11 protein-coding genes are annotated in these 19,792 nt (G+C 37.6%); 4 read left to right on the top strand and 7 right to left on the bottom strand.

What is annotated here, in order from left to right:
• Positions 1 to 57: 57 nt before the first annotated feature.
• The 3 genes from AN490_RS16550 to tatC all read right to left on the bottom strand — a co-directional run bounded on the left by AN490_RS16550 (position 58) and on the right by tatC (position 3,402).
• Positions 58 to 876 (bottom strand): ABC transporter substrate-binding protein, encoded by an 819-nt coding sequence (locus AN490_RS16550; protein ID WP_300005562.1) that lies wholly within the window; start codon positions 874 to 876, stop codon positions 58 to 60.
• A gap of 489 nt (positions 877 to 1,365) precedes the next feature.
• Positions 1,366 to 2,403 (bottom strand): pyruvate dehydrogenase (acetyl-transferring) E1 component subunit alpha, encoded by a 1,038-nt coding sequence (gene pdhA / locus AN490_RS16545; protein ID WP_168696462.1) that lies wholly within the window; start codon positions 2,401 to 2,403, stop codon positions 1,366 to 1,368.
• Between the two features lie 216 nt (positions 2,404 to 2,619).
• Positions 2,620 to 3,402, bottom strand: a complete 783-nt coding sequence (tatC, locus tag AN490_RS16540) for a twin-arginine translocase subunit TatC (protein ID WP_300005560.1) — start codon at positions 3,400 to 3,402, stop codon at positions 2,620 to 2,622.
• Between the two features lie 1,378 nt (positions 3,403 to 4,780).
• Here tatC and AN490_RS16535 point away from each other — a divergent pair.
• The 4 genes from AN490_RS16535 to AN490_RS16520 all read left to right on the top strand — a co-directional run bounded on the left by AN490_RS16535 (position 4,781) and on the right by AN490_RS16520 (position 12,262).
• On the top strand, positions 4,781 to 6,118 hold the full coding sequence (locus tag AN490_RS16535; RefSeq protein WP_300005558.1) for a P-loop NTPase fold protein: 1,338 nt from the start codon (positions 4,781 to 4,783) through the stop codon (positions 6,116 to 6,118).
• Positions 6,088 to 11,175, top strand: coding sequence for a hypothetical protein (locus AN490_RS16530; protein WP_300005556.1), 5,088 nt, complete (start codon positions 6,088 to 6,090; stop codon positions 11,173 to 11,175). Before AN490_RS16535 ends, AN490_RS16530 begins: the two co-directional genes overlap by 31 nt.
• Before the next feature lie 70 nt (positions 11,176 to 11,245).
• Positions 11,246 to 11,479 carry a 2Fe-2S iron-sulfur cluster binding domain-containing protein gene (locus tag AN490_RS16525; RefSeq protein WP_015083174.1) on the top strand — a complete coding sequence of 78 codons (234 nt, stop codon included), beginning with the start codon at positions 11,246 to 11,248 and terminating at the stop codon, positions 11,477 to 11,479.
• 6 nt (positions 11,480 to 11,485) lie between these two features.
• Positions 11,486 to 12,262 carry a tryptophan-rich sensory protein gene (locus AN490_RS16520; protein WP_300005553.1) on the top strand — a complete coding sequence of 259 codons (777 nt, stop codon included), beginning with the start codon at positions 11,486 to 11,488 and terminating at the stop codon, positions 12,260 to 12,262.
• A 170-nt stretch (positions 12,263 to 12,432) separates the two neighbouring features.
• On the opposite strand, the gene lnt is transcribed toward AN490_RS16520, so the two are convergent.
• The 4 genes from lnt to AN490_RS22950 all read right to left on the bottom strand — a co-directional run bounded on the left by lnt (position 12,433) and on the right by AN490_RS22950 (position 18,503).
• Positions 12,433 to 13,905, bottom strand: a complete 1,473-nt coding sequence (gene lnt, locus AN490_RS16515) for an apolipoprotein N-acyltransferase (protein ID WP_366925052.1) — start codon at positions 13,903 to 13,905, stop codon at positions 12,433 to 12,435.
• Between the two features lie 162 nt (positions 13,906 to 14,067).
• The gene (gene gyrA, locus AN490_RS16510; RefSeq protein ID WP_300005549.1) at positions 14,068 to 16,701 is read right to left on the bottom strand and encodes a DNA topoisomerase (ATP-hydrolyzing) subunit A; all 2,634 of its coding nucleotides are present in this window, start codon (positions 16,699 to 16,701) and stop codon (positions 14,068 to 14,070) included.
• A 338-nt stretch (positions 16,702 to 17,039) separates the two neighbouring features.
• The gene (locus AN490_RS16505) at positions 17,040 to 17,234 is read right to left on the bottom strand and encodes a heavy-metal-associated domain-containing protein (protein ID WP_168696453.1); all 195 of its coding nucleotides are present in this window, start codon (positions 17,232 to 17,234) and stop codon (positions 17,040 to 17,042) included.
• 309 nt (positions 17,235 to 17,543) lie between these two features.
• On the bottom strand, positions 17,544 to 18,503 hold the full coding sequence (locus tag AN490_RS22950; RefSeq protein ID WP_366925051.1) for a tetratricopeptide repeat protein: 960 nt from the start codon (positions 18,501 to 18,503) through the stop codon (positions 17,544 to 17,546).
• Between the last annotated feature and the right edge of the window lie 1,289 nt (positions 18,504 to 19,792).

Genomic DNA, 19,792 nt, shown 5'->3' with positions numbered 1-19,792 from the left:
AGGTGTTATGACCTAGATAACGTTTACTCATGTTTTGAGTGGTTTGGTTCACATAAACTACAGATTACTCCGTTTATTTATGCTCTCTCTAAATGTAATATTATCAGGAGCTTGAGAATTATAGCAAGTCGCTACACGGGATTTTTTTGCTACCTTGAGGACATATTTTGCCAATGGTTCAGCCAAGAACCGAGTGCTAGGAAGCGCACGAAAAATATAGCTGCCAAAACCTGCTAGTTCTTTTGCAGAACTGGTTGGAGTAATCATCACTAGTTGTCCAGACTGATAGATGGGAGCGGCTGCCAGTGATGCTTCGCTGGCATTATGTCCCACAACTGCCAGCACTTGAGGATCTTGTACCAAAGCTGTCGCTACTTGCTCGGCAATGCCTGGATTGTTTTCGTCGTTGATAATTTCAACCTGTAAGCGCATACCTTTTGAACTATTAATTTCATGTTGTGCCTGAGCCACACCCCGGAGTAGTTCTTGAGCAACGTTGAGGCTACTCCCAATGGGGACACTGACAGCAATTTTGGGGGTATTATAGGTGGCAGAACGAGCAATAGCGTTATTTAGATAAATTAAGGTTTCTGGGTCATTCTGTTGCTTAATTAAGGCTGCTTTGAATTTAGCGATCGCCGTGGGGTAGTCCTTATCCGCAAACGCGCTAATACCTGCTTCTTTCTCAGGAGTGGCATCAGCAAGAATTAGCAGCTTTTCACCCCAACTCATCCGTTCTTGGATGGAATTAGTCGATACTGAAGCAGTTTTGTGATCCAGTAGATATGCAACTAATTTTGACATACCCAAAAGCAAAGCGATGCCTAGCACAATAAACACGATTGGTGGCAGACCCTGTTTAGTTTTTAATCTCATTTTTCCTCTACTGTCTAAGCGATTTAGTGGTTGGGTACTATGTTAATTCTGTGTATTTTGTAGGTAGGGATTGTCTAAAAAATTATTAGTTTTGTCCCATTTTACACCAAAAGCATCTGTTTTAGGCACTTCCTCATAAAAATATGCGACACATTTTGTATATTAAGTCTTATGGGATAAGGGATTCAGAATTAACACACTAGGCTCTGCCTAATATAATTGTATCCTATACAACTATAACCCTTAATAAATTTGATGAGTATAAGCTTTATTACATCTAACTTGCATATTTTTGAATTGGGAAAAAAGCATAGCGTTGGCGATCGCTATATTGAAGCATAAAAATCAAAAATTATATTGCTCAAGCTCCTTGTCTCTGCGCCTCTGCGCCTCTGCGTGAGCAAAAATCATCCCTTCAATCACCAACGCTATCTATTTTTGATATTCCCTGATTACCCATTACCTATCACCCATTACCCATGACCCAAATTAAACGTCTTCGGCAAAAATGAAGCGATATAACTCGCTAGGATCTGGTTCAGGGCTGCTTTGGGCAAATTTAACCGCGTCCTCAATTACAGCCTGAATTTTCTTTTCAATATCTTTGAGTTCTGCTTCTGTAGCTAGATTTTGTTCCACTAAATAACCCGCTAACTTTTTAATGGGGTCACGAGCAAACCAAAATTCTTTTTCTTCTTTGCTTCGCATTTCGTCTGGGTCAGCTAGAGAATGACCCCGGAAGCGATAAGTCAGAGCTTCAATTAGAGTTGGACCTTCTCCAGCACGGGCGCGGGCTACGGCTTCCTGAGCCACCTGACGCACTGCTAAAACATCCATACCGTCTACTTCCACACCCACCATGTTAAACACACTGGCTTTTTTGTATATCTCTGGTTGGGAAGTTGCCCGTTCGTGAGACATACCAATTGCCCACTTATTATTTTCTACCACAAAGAGAATTGGCAATTTCCATAAAGCTGCCATATTCAATGTTTCAAAAAATTGACCGTTGTTAGCAGCGCCGTCACCAAAGAAGCAAGCGGTTACTTGGTCAGCGTTTTTGTCTCCCAGAACTTCCCGACGGTATTTAGATTGAAAAGCAGCACCAGCAGCCACGGGAATACCTTCGGCTACGAAAGCATAACCACCTAATAGACGATGTTCAGCCGAAAACATATGCATAGAACCACCGCGCCCTTTGCTGCAACCTGTGGCTTTACCAAATAATTCTGCCATAACTTCGCGGGCGGGGACTCCGGCGCTTAAAGCATGAACGTGGTCACGGTAGGTACTGGAAACGAAATCTTCACCGGGGCGCATTGCACCTTTGACAATGCCGCTACAAACTGCTTCTTGTCCGTTGTATAGGTGGACAAAACCAAACATTTTCCCTCTATAGTACATTTCGGCACATTTATCTTCAAATAAACGTCCTAATGTCATATCTTCGTATAAGCCCAATCCTTCTTCTTTGGTGATTTGGACTGTGGCAGTATTAAATGTGGGTAACGTGCGCTCTTGAGCCATGCTGGTGAAGTATCCCTATTGTAAAAGTTAAAGTTAATTTGGTTTTAGATAAATTAGCCAGCGTTGACAAAACTAATTTATCAAGCCTCATTTTATAGGATAGCAATGAGGATAACTGGCTTTCTGCATAGCGATTAACAATTAAGTAAATTACTGGTTAGGAAATAACGAATAACGAACAACGAACAACGAACAACTGACCACTGACAAGTTGAATTATTTGCCAATGATTTTGACTAGTCCAATCCCCCCAAAGTATAGTCCTAAAACAGCACCAGCTAAAAGACTTTGGGTCAGAGGATCGGTAGAAGGTGTCAGCACTGCTCCCAAAATTACTGCTGTCATAATTACATAACGCCAACCTTTTAACATGATTTTTGAGGAGACAATTCCCAAGGTAGCGAGCAAAATTTGAATAACTGGAACTTGAAATGCTAGTCCTGTGGTGAATAACAATAACAGCACAAAATCAAAATACTTATCAATTGACCAAAGTTGCTCAACAACATCAGCACCATAATTAATGAAGAATTGTAAAGCAGCGGGAATGAGTGCAATGTCAGCAAAAATTAAGCCGCATACAAATAATACGCTTGAACCTAGCACCACAGGGATGACTAAACGCCGTTCCCGCACGGTGAGGCCAGGAAGTACAAACTGGATAATTTGATAAAGAATGAAGGGAGTAGCCAGGATTAAACCACCGTAAGCAGCAACTTTCATGGAGACAAAGAAAAATTCTCCCGGAGCTAATTGCAGAAATTTAACGCCGTGAGCAGGAACTTCTAGTAGTTGTACTAGGGGTTTGACGAAAATAAAACAACCGATAATACCCACTACTACCACTATGAGGGCATAGAAAATTCTTTGCCGCAACTCCTCCAGGTGGTCAAATATGGACATTTCCACTTCACCTGGTAATTCATCTAGCGGGTTAATAGATGGTTCTGGGTCTAAGCCGGGGGAATTTATGGTATCTACGTCTTGTGAAGAGGTCATGAGTAGGAAAAGTGGGAAACATTTGTTAGGCAATCTTCGTTCACTATTTTATAGGGAATCCGCTCGAAAACTTTTGAAGTTGTAAATAAGTCGGGAAAATAGCCGTATTTATTTTTGGTAGCATTTCTATTTTTATTTTTATTTTTACATTTGGACTTTAATTTTGCATCTGTATCAATTAGCACAAAATTTATTTTGTGCATTTCTAAATTATTACTACTTGATACATAAATATTAATTGCAGATTTTATATCCTTTTATGCAGTATTTACTAGGTGTATAGCTTGTTAAATCTGGTTTTTTTATGCTTTAAAAAAAAATACTCTAAATTTACGATTAAATACAAATGTACTTTAAATTACGTTCTGTTCTATGTTGACGGATAATATTTATATTTGTTTCTGATCAAAAAAAGATTTTTTTATCCGGGATTTTCCCGTAGTCAATGTATACGTATCAAGCACGTTATCTTGTGGTTAAATTAACTCTGCCAGGGGGGTAAGAGTGGATTTGGCCATCACAGATATAACTTTAATCTGTGAATCAATGAAAACAATAACTTGTTTATCTCAGTCTGGGATCAATCAAGGATGTAGTTGGGTAAAACCAAGTATAAATCTTGATTTATTTCTATACTGACTAGACAAGGATATACTAATGCGCTTTAAAGTTGCATTCTTTGTAGTGTCTTATTTGAGACTATAAACAGATTTTTCTGGCAATTTTTATAACTATTAGCTGATTCATAAGTTTTCACGATTGATCAAAATAATGTTGCTGATTACGCAATAGAAATCTGAATTGAATTTAGACATGAAAAAAACAATTGGTGTAGGACTAATGGTGTTGTCAGTTTATCTGTGCAATTCCAGTGCTTGTTTTGCAGGGAATAAGCTGTCTAGAGATAATGCTCAAGCAAGAATCGAAAATTATACTCAATCACAGTTAGTGGTTAATGTCTCTGCTAGAGATGAGCCACAAGGAGATTGTTTACGTACAGGTACATGCAAGGACTAATATTTTTTGATTACAAAGTAATATTTGTAACCGAGCTTAAATAATTAGCGTTAAGCGAGATTTATCAGATCATCAGATTTTTTCTCAACTTTCAATATTGGATATATTTTGGTTTGCTTCGGTAGAGGGAGTCATCCAGATGTTATCTATGCTTGTTTATCAGGGACTACTACTTGTTTGATTTTGTTCTGAATGTATTAAGGTAAATACTGATTTTGGATTTTCTTGCGTGAAGATGTGAAGAAAAATCTAAAATTAGTTATGTTTCTATACCTGATTTTTGCGGATATGTTCGGTTTTCCACTGTAAAAGAGATTGTGACAGATCATGTTATGACCATTACAGCGTGAATTAATTTTTTATGCTTCTTAACTTAGAAAGATTTTATCAAGCTTGTAATCCTTCCCGGCCGTTAATGATTGAGAATGTAGACGACCGGATGTATTATATTGATTTTACTTCAGTCCGTGGAGGAAAAATTATTGAAGCTCTGCTGCGGACTATTGCAAAGATTTCCCCAAATATACCAACCTGTCAATTATTTACGGGACATTTGGGCTGTGGAAAATCTACGGAATTGCTACGACTCAAGGCCGAGTTGGAAGCGCGAGATTTTCATGTTGTCTATTTTGAGTCTACCCAGGTTTTAGAAATGGTAGATATAGATATTACAGATATTCTATTAGCGATCGCGGGTTTGGTGAGTGAAAACTTGGAAGCGATGAAACTGCGTGTCCAACCTAGTTACTTTACCAAGTTGTTTAGCGAGTTGGTAGATTTTTTGCAAACGCCTTTAGAATTGGGGGTAGAAGCGGAATTATCTGTGGGGATTGCCAAAATTACGGCGAAAACTAAAGAAAGTCCTCAGTTACGCAGACGGTTAAGAGACTATCTAGAACCACGCACAGAAAATATCTTACAATCAATTAATAAAGAGCTATTAGATCGGGCTAATTTGGAGCTAAAAGCTAGGGGTAAGAAGGGATTGGTGGTGATTGTGGATAACTTGGATCGGGTGGCGGTTCGTCCTTTACCGTCTGGGCGATCGCTACCAGAATACTTATTCATTGATCGAGGAGAACAATTAAGAAAATTGAATTGCCACATAGTTTACACAATTCCCTTAGCTTTGACATTTTCTAATGATAGTGCGGAACTACAACATCGTTTAGGAGGTGGAGTTGCACCGAAAGTATTACCAATGATTCCCGTGCGGCAACGTTCTGGAGAAATTAATACAGAAGGACTAGGATTAATGCGACAAATGGTATTAGCAAGAGCCTTTCCTGATAGATCACCAACAGATCGTTTAAATTTAGTTACTCAATTATTTGATCATCTAGATACTCTAGATCGTTTGTGTTTGATTAGTGGTGGTCATGTCCGCGACTTATTAGGGTTACTATTTGATTGTTTACGAGATCAAGATCCACCTTTTGACCGTAAGTGTGTAGAATTAGTAATCCAAAGACAACGAGATTACCGGGCTAATGCCATTGATCTGGATGAAAGTGAATTAATCTTGCAGGTAATCCAAGATCAACGAGTTAGAGGCAATGTAGAGTACGATATTTTATTACGGAGTTTATTCGTATTTGAATATCGTGATCACCAGGGAGTTTGGTTTGCACTTAACCCAGTTTTAGCAGAAACCGAAAAATTTAAATTATGGTTAAAAGACAGCAAGCAGAGAATATAATCGCTGCTAATCAACAGTCTTTACGTAGTTTAGAAAGAGCAATTACCTTTTCTAAAAATCAGTTTTCAGTTATCTTGCTGTGCTGTAACTACGAATTTTTGCGAGATATAATCCGGCAACAACTAGCAATTAATGGTTGGGGAAATGAGCGTATTCAAAGTATTACTTTAGCCGGAAATGCTACAGGTTTATATACCACTATTCAATCACAACTTACCATTAATCAACCTGCCGGATTAATGATTATGGGGTTTGAATCAATCTATGGAATAGATGATCTCCTGCGTTCCATTAATCAAGTCCGAGATGAATTTCGTAAACGTTATCAAATCCCCATGATTTTTTGGGTAAATGATGAAGTGTTACAGAAAATCCTGCGGTTAGCTCCCGATTTTGCCAGTTGGGCAGCTACACCAATTAGATTTGAAATGACTTCTATTGGATTACTAGAATTTCTCCACCAAGAAACTGACGATCTATTTACGAGAGTTTTACAAAGTAATTATGCACAAGGTAATCCTGTTACCTTAGAACAAGTATGGATTAGCAGTGATCAACTGCATTATGCAATTAAAGAATTGTATGATAGGGGGATTGGAATCGAAGCAGAATTAAATGCTAGGTTAGAATTTATTTTTGGCATAGATGATTATGTCAATAATCGGATTGATTCTGCCTTAAATAACTTTCAGAAAAGTTTGCGTTTTTGGCATCATCAAGAAAACTTAGGGCTAACAGAATATGCAACTGATAGAACAGCAGAATTATCTGATTCATCCTATGCTGATCTTTTAAAACTGTCAATTTTATTATTTTATATTGGATTATGTTGCTGTCGTCTTGCCGAACAAAATCCCAAATTAAAAGAAAGATATTGGCAATCAGCTAAAACATATTTTCAGCAATGTTTACAAACATTTGAAATTGCTGGACGGATAGATTTAGTTTCAGAATTTATTGAACAATTATTAGAAGTCTTATATAGTTTAAAATCATGGGCAGTATTAGAAGTTGTCGCTAAAAAATCCCTAGAATTACATCAAATATATGGTAGGAAAATTCAATTAGCTTGTGATTATGGTTTTTTAGCACAGGTAGCCGTACATAATTCTAACTGGATACAAGCTAGTATTTTAGCGCATATATCACTACTACAATTAGAAACAGAAAAAAATCACCCAGAATCAAATCATTATTTATTTCCTCTGATATTAGAACAAATTTATTTATTAACTTTAGCAGAAGCCCTCAATCATCTAGGACAAATAACGGGAGCAAAAGAATATATAAATGCAGCATCTCAACAACTGTCATCAGCTTTAGAAAACAGTGAACATAAATATGATGCCCATCGTTATATTCGCTTATTACATAATTTAAGATCATTATACTTTCAAGTAGGACACTATCTTCAAGCCTATATTATTAAACAAAAACTCCGTTCTGTAGAACAACAATATGGTTTTGTCCCCTTTATTGGGGCTGGACGGTTACAACCGCAAAGACAAGTCACCAACCCCACTTTAATATCTACATTTGCTAGTAATAGTATAGCCTTAGAAATTGCCGCTTCTGGTAGAGAATATGATGTTAATAACTTAATTGGGAGAATTAGTCGTGCAGACCAAAAATTAATAGTTATTCATGGACAGTCAGGTGTTGGTAAAAGTTCTACTGTTACGGCTGGCTTAGTTCCCGCACTGCAAAACCGGGCTGTTGGTGATCAAATTGCTGTACCAGTTGTCCTCCAAGTCTATACAGATTGGTTAGGAGAATTAGGTAAATCTTTTACCAAGGCCATGTTAGAACTGCAAAAAATATCAGCCATGGAAACAGAATTTAGATCTGATATTTCTATACCTACAACTATTAATAGTATTTTGCAAAAATTACGGGAAAATGCAGATAATCATTTAATTACAGTGTTAATTTTTGACCAATTTGAAGAATTTTTCTTTGGTCATACAGATATTCAGAAAAAACAAATATTTGATCAATTTATTAGTGATTGTTTAGGTGTATCTTTTGTGAAAGTTATTTTGACTTTGCGCGAAGATTATTTACATCGCCTTCTAGATTTTAAATGTCTTTCATCAATCGAAACAATTAATAATAATATTCTTGACAAAAATATTCGTTATCAACTTAATAACTTTTCTCCTGAAAATGCCAGAAAAATCATTCAGAAATTAACTGAACGTTCACATAATCAATCCCAACTCAAATTAGAACCAGATTTAATTGATGCGTTAGTTGCTGATTTGTCTTCAGAACTGGGCGAAGTTCGTCCGATAGAATTGCAATTAGCGGGCGCACAATTACAAGATAAATATATTACTACCCTTGCCCAGTATCAAGCATATCGTCCCAATAAATTAATCCAAAGATATATTAAAGAATTAATTAAAGAATGTGGAAAAGAAAACGAACGGGCTGCTCTCCTGGTTTTATATTTATTAACAGATGATCATAATAAAAGACCTTTTAAAACCCGGACAGAATTAACATTAGAACTCTCAGAGTTAGAAGATCCTAGTAACTTAGAATTGATTTTAGATATTTTAGTTCGCTCCGGGTTAGTTGTGATATTTCCCAATGTTCCCGAACGCTATCAATTAATTCATGATTATTTAGTCAGCTTAATTCGTTATTTACAACAACAGGAATCTGGATTACAAACACAAATTAATACATTACAGGATCAGGTTAGAAATAGTTATCAAGAAATTGAACGGCTTAAAAGTGAATTAAGAAAAACTCAGAACGGTGTTAGTTTAGAACAGACACACCATTCACAAGGAGATAATTTACTGGCAGAATTAAGAGAATTACGAAAGCGAGAAGAAGCAAGTCAAATAGAAATTCAACATTTACGCACAGAATTAAAAGAAAAAGAGTTACTTGCAAAATTAGCCGATAGCCAAGAAAAACAACGTTTGGGTGCAATTAGATTAAATATTGCCCTGAAAATAGCCTTAACAGCTTCTATTATTGCTATGTTTGCCTTAACTACTTGTGTGACTACGTCCACAGATAGTGAAATGAAAACTCTAAGTGCATCTAGTGAGACTTTATTTGCTTCTCAAAAAGGTATTGATGCTCTCAAGGAAAGTTTGAAAGCAGGAAAAAAATTAAAAAAAACTCTATGGATAGATACTTCTACTCAAGAGAAGGTATTAACTGCACTGTATCAAGCGGTTTATGGAGTCAAAGAACGTAATCATTTAGAAGGTCATTTGTCGGGAATCAGAATGGTGACATTTAGTGCAGATAAATCTTTAATAGCTTCAGCTAGTGCAGATACAACAATTAAACTTTGGAGTCCTAATGGTCTTTTAATCAAGACTTTATCAGGACATGAAGATGTAGTAAATAGTGTTATTTTTAGTCCTGATAGTCAAATGTTAGTTTCCGCTAGTCAAGACAAAACAATTAAACTCTGGAGTCGAAAAGGTAAACTACTCAAAACTTTACTAGGTCATACATCTATGGTCAATAGTGTAAGTTTCCATCCTGATGGTCAAATTATCGCCTCTGCAAGTACCGATAAAACCATAAAATTGTGGAATCAAGAAGGTAAACTACTAAAAACATTATCTGGTCATAAAGATGCTGTTTTAGCCGTAGCTTGGTCTAATGATGGGAAAATTTTGGCTTCTAGCAGTGGTGATAAAACCATAAAATTGTGGAGTAGCAAAGGTCAATTAATCAAAACTTTACCAGCCCATGAAGATGCTGTTTTAGCTATAGCTTGGTCTAGTGATAGTAAAATTCTGGCTTCTGCTAGTAAAGATAAAACCATAAAATTATGGAATCAAGAAGGTCAATTACTCAAAACTCTTTCTGGACATAGCAACGGTGTTATTAGTATCAATTTTAGCAGCGACGGTCATACTTTAGCATCTGCTAGTATGGATGAAACAGTTAGAGTTTGGAGTATTGATGGTAATTTACTAGGAACTCTGCGAGGACATAATGGTTGGGTAAATAGTGTTAGTTTTAGCCCTGACCGACTAACTTTAGCATCTGCTGGTAGAGATAAAACTATTATTTTGTGGCGTTGGGATAGTCTAATTTTACCTAATCCCCAAGCTAATAATGATTGGGTAACAAGTATTAGTTTTAGTCCTGATAGTAATACTATTGCCGGTGCTTGTTTGGATAAAACAATCAAAATCTGGAATCGGGAAGGTAAATTACTCAAAAAATTCATAGCCCATAATGATCAAGTTTGGGCTGTAGCTTGGTCGCCTAATGGTAAAATTATTGCTTCTGCTAGTAAAGATAAAACTATAAAATTATGGCATCAAGATGGTAAATTATTAAAAACATTATCTGGTCATAATGATCTAGTTTTAGCTGTAGCTTGGTCGCCAGATGGTAAAATTATCGCTTCTGCTAGTAAAGATAAAACCATAAAATTATGGAATCAAGATGGTAAATTACTAAAAACTTTAAATGGTCATACTGATGCTATTAATTGGGTGAGTTTTAGTCCTAATGGTAAATTTCTAGCCTCCGCTAGTGATGATAAATCAGTAAAAATATGGACAAGTAATGGCGAAATGATCAAAAATTTAACTGGTCATACTCGCAGGGTAAATGGTGTAGCCTGGTCGCCTAATGGTAAATTATTAGCTTCTGTTAGTCTTGATAGTACGGTGAAAATTTGGAGTGAGAACGGTCAATTACAAAAAACCCTGATGGGGTATGGTGATGGTTTTATTAGTGCTAAGTTTAGTCCAGATGGTAAAACTCTAGCCGTCAGCAGTGATAATAAAATCAGGTTGTGGAATCAAGAAGGTGTTTTAATGATGGTTTTAAAAGGTGATGCAAAAGATTTAAGCAGCGTCAGTTTTAGTCCAGATGGTAAAATATTAGCGGCTGGTAGTGGTAATAGTCATGTAATTTTACGGAAGTTATCGGATATGACATTAGAAAGATTACTGAAAAGTAATTGCCATATATTAAAAAATTATCTACTATATAATCCAAACCTGCCCAAAAGCGATGCCTATAAAGAGGAAAGTTATAGAACTTTATGTCAAAATAATTAGGGGAATAATTAGTGATTTATAATTCTTCTTTTTCATCTATTCTTTAGCAAATAAAAAGCCATATAGGACTATGCAAATTACTTTTTTACCAGATGATATCACCGTTAATGCCCAAGTAGGAGAACCGTTGTTAGATGTCGCAGAACGGGCTGGAGTATCCATTCCTACTGGTTGTTTAATGGGAACTTGTCACGCTTGTACTGTAGAATTAGATGATGGTGAAGTTATCCGGGCTTGTATTACCGCAGTTCCACCAGGAAAAGATAAATTAACGATACATCTTTTTAGTGATCCAACTTGGTAATTATCTATGCAGCAATCTACTTCTAATCATAATCAAGATTTTATCCGACAACTAATAACTTTAGTTGCTGTTGTTGGTGCTTTTGTGGTGAATGTAGCATCAAATATTTTTCCCTTAAATGGACTGAGTATAGGGGCAATTTCTAACACTTTATTTAAAGATGTGTTGATTATTCCTGCTAACTATGCTTTTGTCATTTGGGGAGTGATTTATTTAGGATTATTTGCTTTAGCAGTTTATCAATTTCTACCTAACCAAAAACAGGATGCAGATTTACGCAAAACAGGTTATCTGTTAGTGATTGCTTCTGTTTTTCAAAGTATTTGGGTGTATTTATTTTTATCTAGACTTTTTGCTTTTTCTGTTGTGGCTATGTTCGGTATTCTCATACCGCTGATGGCTATTTATCATATTTTAGGCATTGGCAAAAAGCGGGTATCTCAAACGAAAAAGTTATGCTTGCATAATCCTGTGAGTATTTATTTGGGTTGGATTTCTGTGGCAACTGTGGTAAATGTGGCTTCTGCACTATATTTTTATGGTTGGAATGGTTGGGGTATTAATAGTCAGGTCTGGACTATCATCATGTTGGTGGTAGCCACAGCAATTGCGGCTGTGATTGCAATTAGGTACAAAGATATTCCCTATACTGGTGTTACGGTTTGGGCATTAATAGCGATCGCTGTTAAACATAGTAATATTGATTTATTGCGGAATTTAGCGATATTTTTGGCGGTTATTTTGATCTTTCTAGTAGTCTGTCAAATAAATTTTGACGGATAAGGGAATGAACCACGAAGGCACGAAGAACACGAAGGAAGAAGGAAAGAAGAAAAATCTATTTACCCGTCAATTAGTTCTTGACAGACTACTAGCAACAATAATTAAAAGCAAGAATTTATCTCTCGCCCAGACGCAGAGGCACGGAGAGTAAAAGTTTGAGTGGTTAAGGATTATTTTGCCATAAACCACGCCATAGCAGATAAAGTCAACAATAAAGGCGTTAACCAATCACCCCACCGCACATATAAAGTCTGAGTTTGACGAGGATAAATAGTTTCTGCGTGAGTTTCGTAGGTGTTATAAGCCGATTTCCAGAGAGTTTGCCCATGGGGATTAATAAATGCCGAATAACCTGTATTTGTTGCCCTCACAGCCCATCTATCAGTTTCAATTGCCCGCATGATATCCTGGGCATGATGTTGATTTGCCATTGCTGCCGTATAATGGGCATCATTGGAAGAACTGAGCATAAATTTTCCCCCCATAGAAGCTTGATATCGGAAGTTTTCCGCAAAAGCAGATTCATAACAAATACCAATAATTGCTTTTCCGAAAGGAGTATCAAAAATTTGTTTGGCTTTACCCGGAACTTGGTGTGCTTCTAGCGGTGATAAACGTTGAATAATTCCCCCTAAAATATTTTCAAAAGGAATATATTCTCCTAATGGCACAAGTTTAGATTTATCATAACGGCTAGTAATTGCCCCATTCCCAAGAACCGTAAATAAACTATTTGTATAACTACTTCCTTGTTCACCAAATGCACCTATCCAAGCTATTACACCCCTTTCCCGAATAGCTGCGAATAAAGGAGTTTGAAGTAAATCACGAGAAAAAATAGGTATAGAAGCCTCCGGGGTAAGAACAGCTTGCACACCTTGATTAGTTAAACTTAAATATCCTTCAGTGTAACCAGTAATCGCCCGACGTAAACCTTGAGGAAGAACCTTAATTTTATTAGGAATATTACCTTGGATAACACCGATTTTTATAGCCGTATTCGCACCTTCCGTCAACGGTTGACTATAGAGAATAAAACCAATTAAATGAGCCAGAATAAATAGAGAAAGAGCCGAATAAATAGTAATTCTTTCTTCCTTTGCGCCTTTGCGCCTTTGCGTGAGATATTCCGCAATTAACCCATTAAACGCCACAATTACCGCTGTTATAGTATTTGGTCCAGAAAGCTGTCCTAAATGGAGAATTACCAGATTTTGCGGTGATTGAGTGTAAGCCAAGGAACTCCACCACAGAGGACTAGCGCTCCAGAGACTTTCTAACCCACACCATAAGGCTGTACCAAAGAGAACACGCAACCAAGGATTTCCCCTATCTAGACGCACCATTAAAGCTGCCCAAACAGAGACTAATATCCCCCCCCAAAGGCTAATAAATGCCCAACAAAGGAGGGTAATAGTTAAACTGGGCAACCAGGGAACACCCAACCAATCCATTGGATGAATCCCTGTAATCCATGACAAGGCAACTCCGTGATAACCGATACCCCAAATTAGGGCAAGGGGCAGGGGGCGGGGGGTAGGGGGATCTGTTTTGGATGTATATTTAATAATTAGTATCCATAGGGGTACAAGGGCAATCCAGGCTAGTAACCATGCACCAATAGGGGCAACGGTCGTTCCCATGAATATGCCACTGATAAAAGATAAGGTATAATATTTAATGGATTTGGAAATCTTTTGGTGTCCGAGTTTGATCATCTCCTTGTGTCCTAAAGTACATAAAGTAATTCAATTCAGATCCCCGACTTCTCTAAGAAGTCGGGGATCTTGTTTCTTGTTAATTGTCTATTCTGCTTCTTCTAGTTCGCCATTATCACCTGTGTCGGGGGGGACAATTGCAACTCCGGTAATGGCATCATCTTCGTCTAGACGTTGCACTCTGACTCCGGTGGCTGATCTTGATTGGATAGAAATGGCATTGACCGCTTGACGAATGATGATACCGCGATTGGTGGCCATCATGATTTCTTCGTCGCTGTTGACAATTCGCAAGGTGGCTAATTTGTCTTTGGTTTTGCGGTTTTTGAATTTGGTGGCCATTAAACCTTGACCAGCACGGTTTTGCAGTCGGAATTGGGAAACGGGAACGCGCTTGCCATAACCGCCCATGGTAATGACTAATACCCAAGGTCCGGTACTGTTGGCGTTGCTGACTTCTACAATTTCCTCGCTATTTTCGATTTCGGCAATTTCTGCGGTTTCTACAATTTCTTCAATTTCTGCGGTTTCTTCGATTTCTTCGCTTTCCCCTTCTATGACAGTAGCTAAGGTATCAAGAATAGCCGCAGGTAGGATGTCCATGCCTATGAGTTCGTCTTTGTTCTTGAGTTTCATGGATTTTACACCACGAGTGGCTCTACCCAAGGGACGCAGTTGATCATGAGTACAGCGGAAGTGAATGGCCATACCTTGACGTGAACCGATAATGATGCTGTCTTCGACTCTAGCTCTTCTCACCCAGCGCAGTTGGTCGCCTTCTTCTAAGGATATGGCAATTAATCCGTTGGCGCGAATATGGCTAAATGCTTCCAGGACGGTTTTTTTGATGTTACCGCCTTTGGTGAGCATGACGAGATATTCTTCGCTGCTAAATTCGTCTACGGGGACAATAGAGGTAATTTTTTCTTCTTTGGGAATGGGCAACATTTGTACAATCGGTGTCCCCCGACTGGTACGAGAACTGACGGGAATTTGATATGCTCTTAGGCAGTAAACAACTCCGCGATCGCTAAAGAATAAGATACTATCATGGTCGCAGCAGGTTAAGAAATGCTCAATGGTATCATCATCTTTGACTTTCGCGCCGGCTTTGCCTCTGGTAGCACGGCTTTGGGATTCAAAGGTGTTGACAGGCATCCGTTTGATGTAACCTTGTTCTGTTACCAGAATAATCGCCTTTTCATTGGCAATTAAGTCAATATCATCTATGTCTCCTTCCCCATGAGTAATTACTGTTCTCCGGGGTGTGGCAAAACTAGTTTTAATTTGACTAATTTCCGTTTCAATGATTTCTAATACCCGTTCCCGGTTAGCTAAAATATCCAGTAAGTCGGTAATTTTAACTTGTAAATCGTCGTGTTCCAGGCGAATTTTATCGGCTTCTAGTGCTGTTAACCGCCGTAGTTGCATTTGCAAAATTGCGTCTGCTTGCACTTCCGACAGTCCGTAGGTGGTAATTAACTCACCTTTGGCTGTGGGTGCGTCTGGTGCATGACGAATTAAAACAATAATTGCATCTAATCGTGACAGGGCAATTAATAATCCTTGCAATAGGTGATCTCGTTCTTGAGCTTTCCTGAGTTCGTAGCGAGTCCGGCGTTCAATGGAGAGAATGCGGAAATCTAGGAAGACGCTGAGGAAACGTTTGAGGTTCAGGGTTTGGGGTTCACTGTTGACCAGTGCCAACATATTCGCCCCAAAGTTAGACTGTAAAGGGGTTTGTTTATAAAGATTGTTTAAAACGACGCGGGGATAGGCATCACGTTTTAATTCTATGACAATTCTCATGCCGTCGCGATCGCTCTCGTCCCGGATATCGGAAATGCCCTCAATGCGTTTATCATTCACCAATTCGGCAATTTTTTCAATTAATGCCGCTTTATTGGTTTGGTAAGGCAATTCGGTGATGATAATTGCTTCCCGTTCGGGACGGTTGCGTTGGGTAATGGTTTCAATATTAGCCACACCCCGCATGGTAATTGAACCGCGTCCAGTGGTATAAGCTTCTTTAATGCCAGTGACTCCCAATATCTGCGCCCCAGTCGGGAAGTCGGGACCGTGAATATACTGCATTAACTGAATGTCAGTTATTTCGGGATTGTGAATTAGTGCCACTAATCCATCAATCAATTCTCCCAAGTTATGCGGAGGAATATTTGTGGCCATTCCCACAGCAATCCCCGAAGAACCATTGAGGAGAAGTTGAGGAATGCGGGAGGGTAAAACTGTGGGTTCTTGTTGAGAACCATCGAAGTTATCGGCAAAGTCTACGGTTTCGGCTTCAATATCCTGGAGGAGGGCTACACTGGTTAGGGCGTGCAGACGACATTCTGTGTACCGCATTGCCGCCGGCGGATCATTGTCCACTGAACCAAAGTTACCATGTCCACTGATGAGAGGCGATCGCATGGAGAAATCCTGCGCCATCCGCACCAAAGCATCATACACTGCTGTATCACCGTGGGGGTGATATTTACCCAAAACTTCCCCGACCACACGGGCGCATTTCCTAAAGGGGCGATCATGTAGTAAACCCAGTTCGTGCATGGCATAGAGGATGCGACGATGCACAGGTTTAAGACCATCCCTAGCATCTGGCAGCGCCCGACCTACAATGACGCTCATGGCGTATTCTAGATAAGACCGCGACATTTCACCTCGCAAATCCGTCGGGATAATCCTCTCCTGTGAGGTTGTCATAAACTCGAAAACTCCAAAAAAATGTAGATTTTAGGCTTCAACTTGACAAAAGACAAAATTATGTCAAATTAACTTTGAATAGTTGTCATATTTTGCTATGATTCTAACATATTGTGACGCAATTCGCACAAATACTATCTAATCTCCAAAAATAGTCAATTTACAACTTATATAAAAAGGCTAGATTCTTGAAAACAATCTATAAATTTGATTGATTAATTGCATCTAAAATAACTTTTCAAAATGAAAACAGAAGGACAAATAATTTCCAAATTTCCCATCATATTCAGCCGAAATAACAAAATCCCCGACTTCTCAAAGAAATCGGGGATTTGATTTTAAGCAGGAGGATAACCAGCAGCAGTCAAAGCTTCTTTAATAGCAGTTTCTGAAGCTTGAGTATCTACATTGACAAACTTGGTTTTGGTATCAGCTTCCACAATAGCATTAGTATCAATAGCTTTAACTGCCTTGGTTATATTACTAGCACAAGCAGAACAAGCCATTCCGGGAATAGTCAGTGTGATTGTCATAGGTAAAAAATGAGTGGAAACTCAATTAAAAGTCACAAAAATATGCGTCTTAACTAACTGCATTATGCTTGAAAAGAAAGTATATCTTAAATCTTCTAGATTAATTAGTCAAGAAAGAACAATTGTTGATTTTTTGCGCCAGAAAAGCTAGTACCGCAGGGTAGATTTCCACCGATTTCCTGTGGTAGTTGACAGCAAAACACGAATATAGTAACTTCGTACTATATAAATTTGGTTCTCAATGTCATCTACCTCTAAGATACAAGGTTGGGTTGACGTATGTTACCCAACACAGTAGGTTTTCTAACATCAACCCTGAATTAATGTTTGAAAATCTGGCTCATTTTTAATGTCATCAAAATCAATATCAGTTGCAGCATCTTCTCGATAACTGGGATTAAATTCCATAGCTTTTTGCAGATTTTCCAAAGCTAATTCCACCTTTCTTTGGAGTGCATAACAGGCAGCTTTATGATAATATGCGCTAGGATAATCAGATTTAATTTCTAATGCTTTATCAAAACTGATAATTGCTTGATCATCTTCTCCCAACATTACCAAAGTGTAACCCCGTTTATCCCAGACTTTAGGAGAATTGGGTTGAAATTCTAGAGCTTTATCAAAAGAAGTAACTGCATCTTCATAACGTTCTAATTCTAGCAAAGATAAACCACGATTTACCCAAGCAACTCCATCATCAGGTTTAATTTTAGTAGCTTTATCAAAACAGTTAAAAGCCTCTTGATGTTTTCCTAAATTTCCACAAGCCACACCAATATCACACCAAGCTTGATGATATTCAGGATTGATTTTAATGGCTTGATTATAGGAAGCTATAGCATCTTTATAGCGTTTTAGACGATTGAGAATTATCCCCCGTTTCAGCCAATTTTCTGGATTTTCAGGTTGAATTGTAATGAGTTGTTCGTAAATAGCTAAAGCATCTTCATGGCGTTTTTCTAAAAATAGTATTTCTGCTTGTTTGATATAATCATCAATAGAAACTTCTGGTTGTAATGGTTCTGGTGCTTTTTCTGGTGTTGGAGTAGGTGTAATTTCCGCTAACTCTTTGAGAATTATATCTTTACATTGTTGAGCATCAATTTCCAACTTTTGCAAATTTTCCAGAATAGTAACTTGCTGTTTTTGCACGTCATTTTGTAAACCGGAAAACTGAGATGTAAATTCTCCACCCGACTTTTCTAAATTCTCAATAATTTGCTGTTGTCGTTGTTGAGCATTATNNNNACTGAGATGTAAATTCTCCACCCGACTTTTCTAAATTCTCAATAATTTGCTGTTGTCGTTGTTGAGCATTATTTTGTAATTCTGTAAGTTGCTGAGAAAATTCGCTTTGTAATTTACCAAAATCCTCAAGTAATTGATATTTTTGAACTTGGGTATCGGTTTTTAATTCAGTAATGTCTGACTTAAATATATTATTCAGGTTTTCGATATTACCTATAACTATATCTTTTTGATTTTTAACATCTAATTGAAATTGAGATAATTCATTATTAAATTCTGATTGTAATTTCCCTAAATTCTCAACAGTATGAAATTTCTGTTGTTGAGTTTCCGACTCTAACTCTTGAAATTGAGATATCAAATCAGCGCGAGATTGTTCAATATCACTAACAGCGATATCTTTTTGATTTTCTACTTCTGACTTGAGTTGGGTAAATTGAGAAAATAACTCAAATTCTAACTTTTTGATATTGTCAATTGTAATTTTTTGCTGTTGAGCAGATAAGGTTAATTGTTCTAGTTGAGTATTTAATCTAAACTCTAAATTACTAATATTCTCTTGAGCAGATTTAACTTCAATTTCCAAAGCTGTTAAAAACTCTTGTTTTGATTTAGGTAAATCAGATAAAAGAATAGATAAATTTTCTTCCTCACCATGAATCTTTTGTTTAAGTGTATTAACTTCCTGTGCTAATTCTTGAGTAGTATTTTTAGATGCTTGAATCAGTTTTTTTGCTTCTGCTTGAACCGTAGTTAATTGAGTTTGCAAATTTTCAATTCCTTGAATTTGCTGCATTGCTCGTTCGACAATTTCTCTAATTACTGCTCGACGAAAAAACCATAATATGGCAATTAAGACCACAGGAAATAAACTTAAAATAGTCAACCAGATATTAAGCAAAGTATTCGTGCGAGTAAAAGCCCGTTCAAAATCAGATTGAACTTGTTTTTGAGTTCTGGTTTCTTGTCGCAGTCGCGCTAATTCTTCCCGTTCCTGATTTGATAGTACCTGAGCAGTAGCAGATGGTACAGAATACCCACTGATAAAAGCCGTTGATAGCAGTAAGGGTGACAAGAAAATGGCACTTTTTAAAGCCAGATTTGAGAACATGGGGTTTTTGCTGTTCATAACAATTTTCCCTATCCAGTGGTGATTTTTTGCAGAAGCGTGATTGGATGTTAGGGTAGCTGTTTGATATTAGCAGATTATCTAGAGAGATATCCGTTCTATAAAACTTACCCAAAATTACCAAAGTCTAGACACATCTGGACAGCGATAACCTTAGTGTTTACTTCCTGCTTCATCACGG

The organism is Anabaena sp. AL09 (genome assembly GCF_001672255.1).
GTDB lineage: Bacteria > Cyanobacteriota > Cyanobacteriia > Cyanobacteriales > Nostocaceae > Dolichospermum > Dolichospermum lemmermannii.
This window is presented reverse-complemented; position numbering and strand designations above follow the sequence as displayed.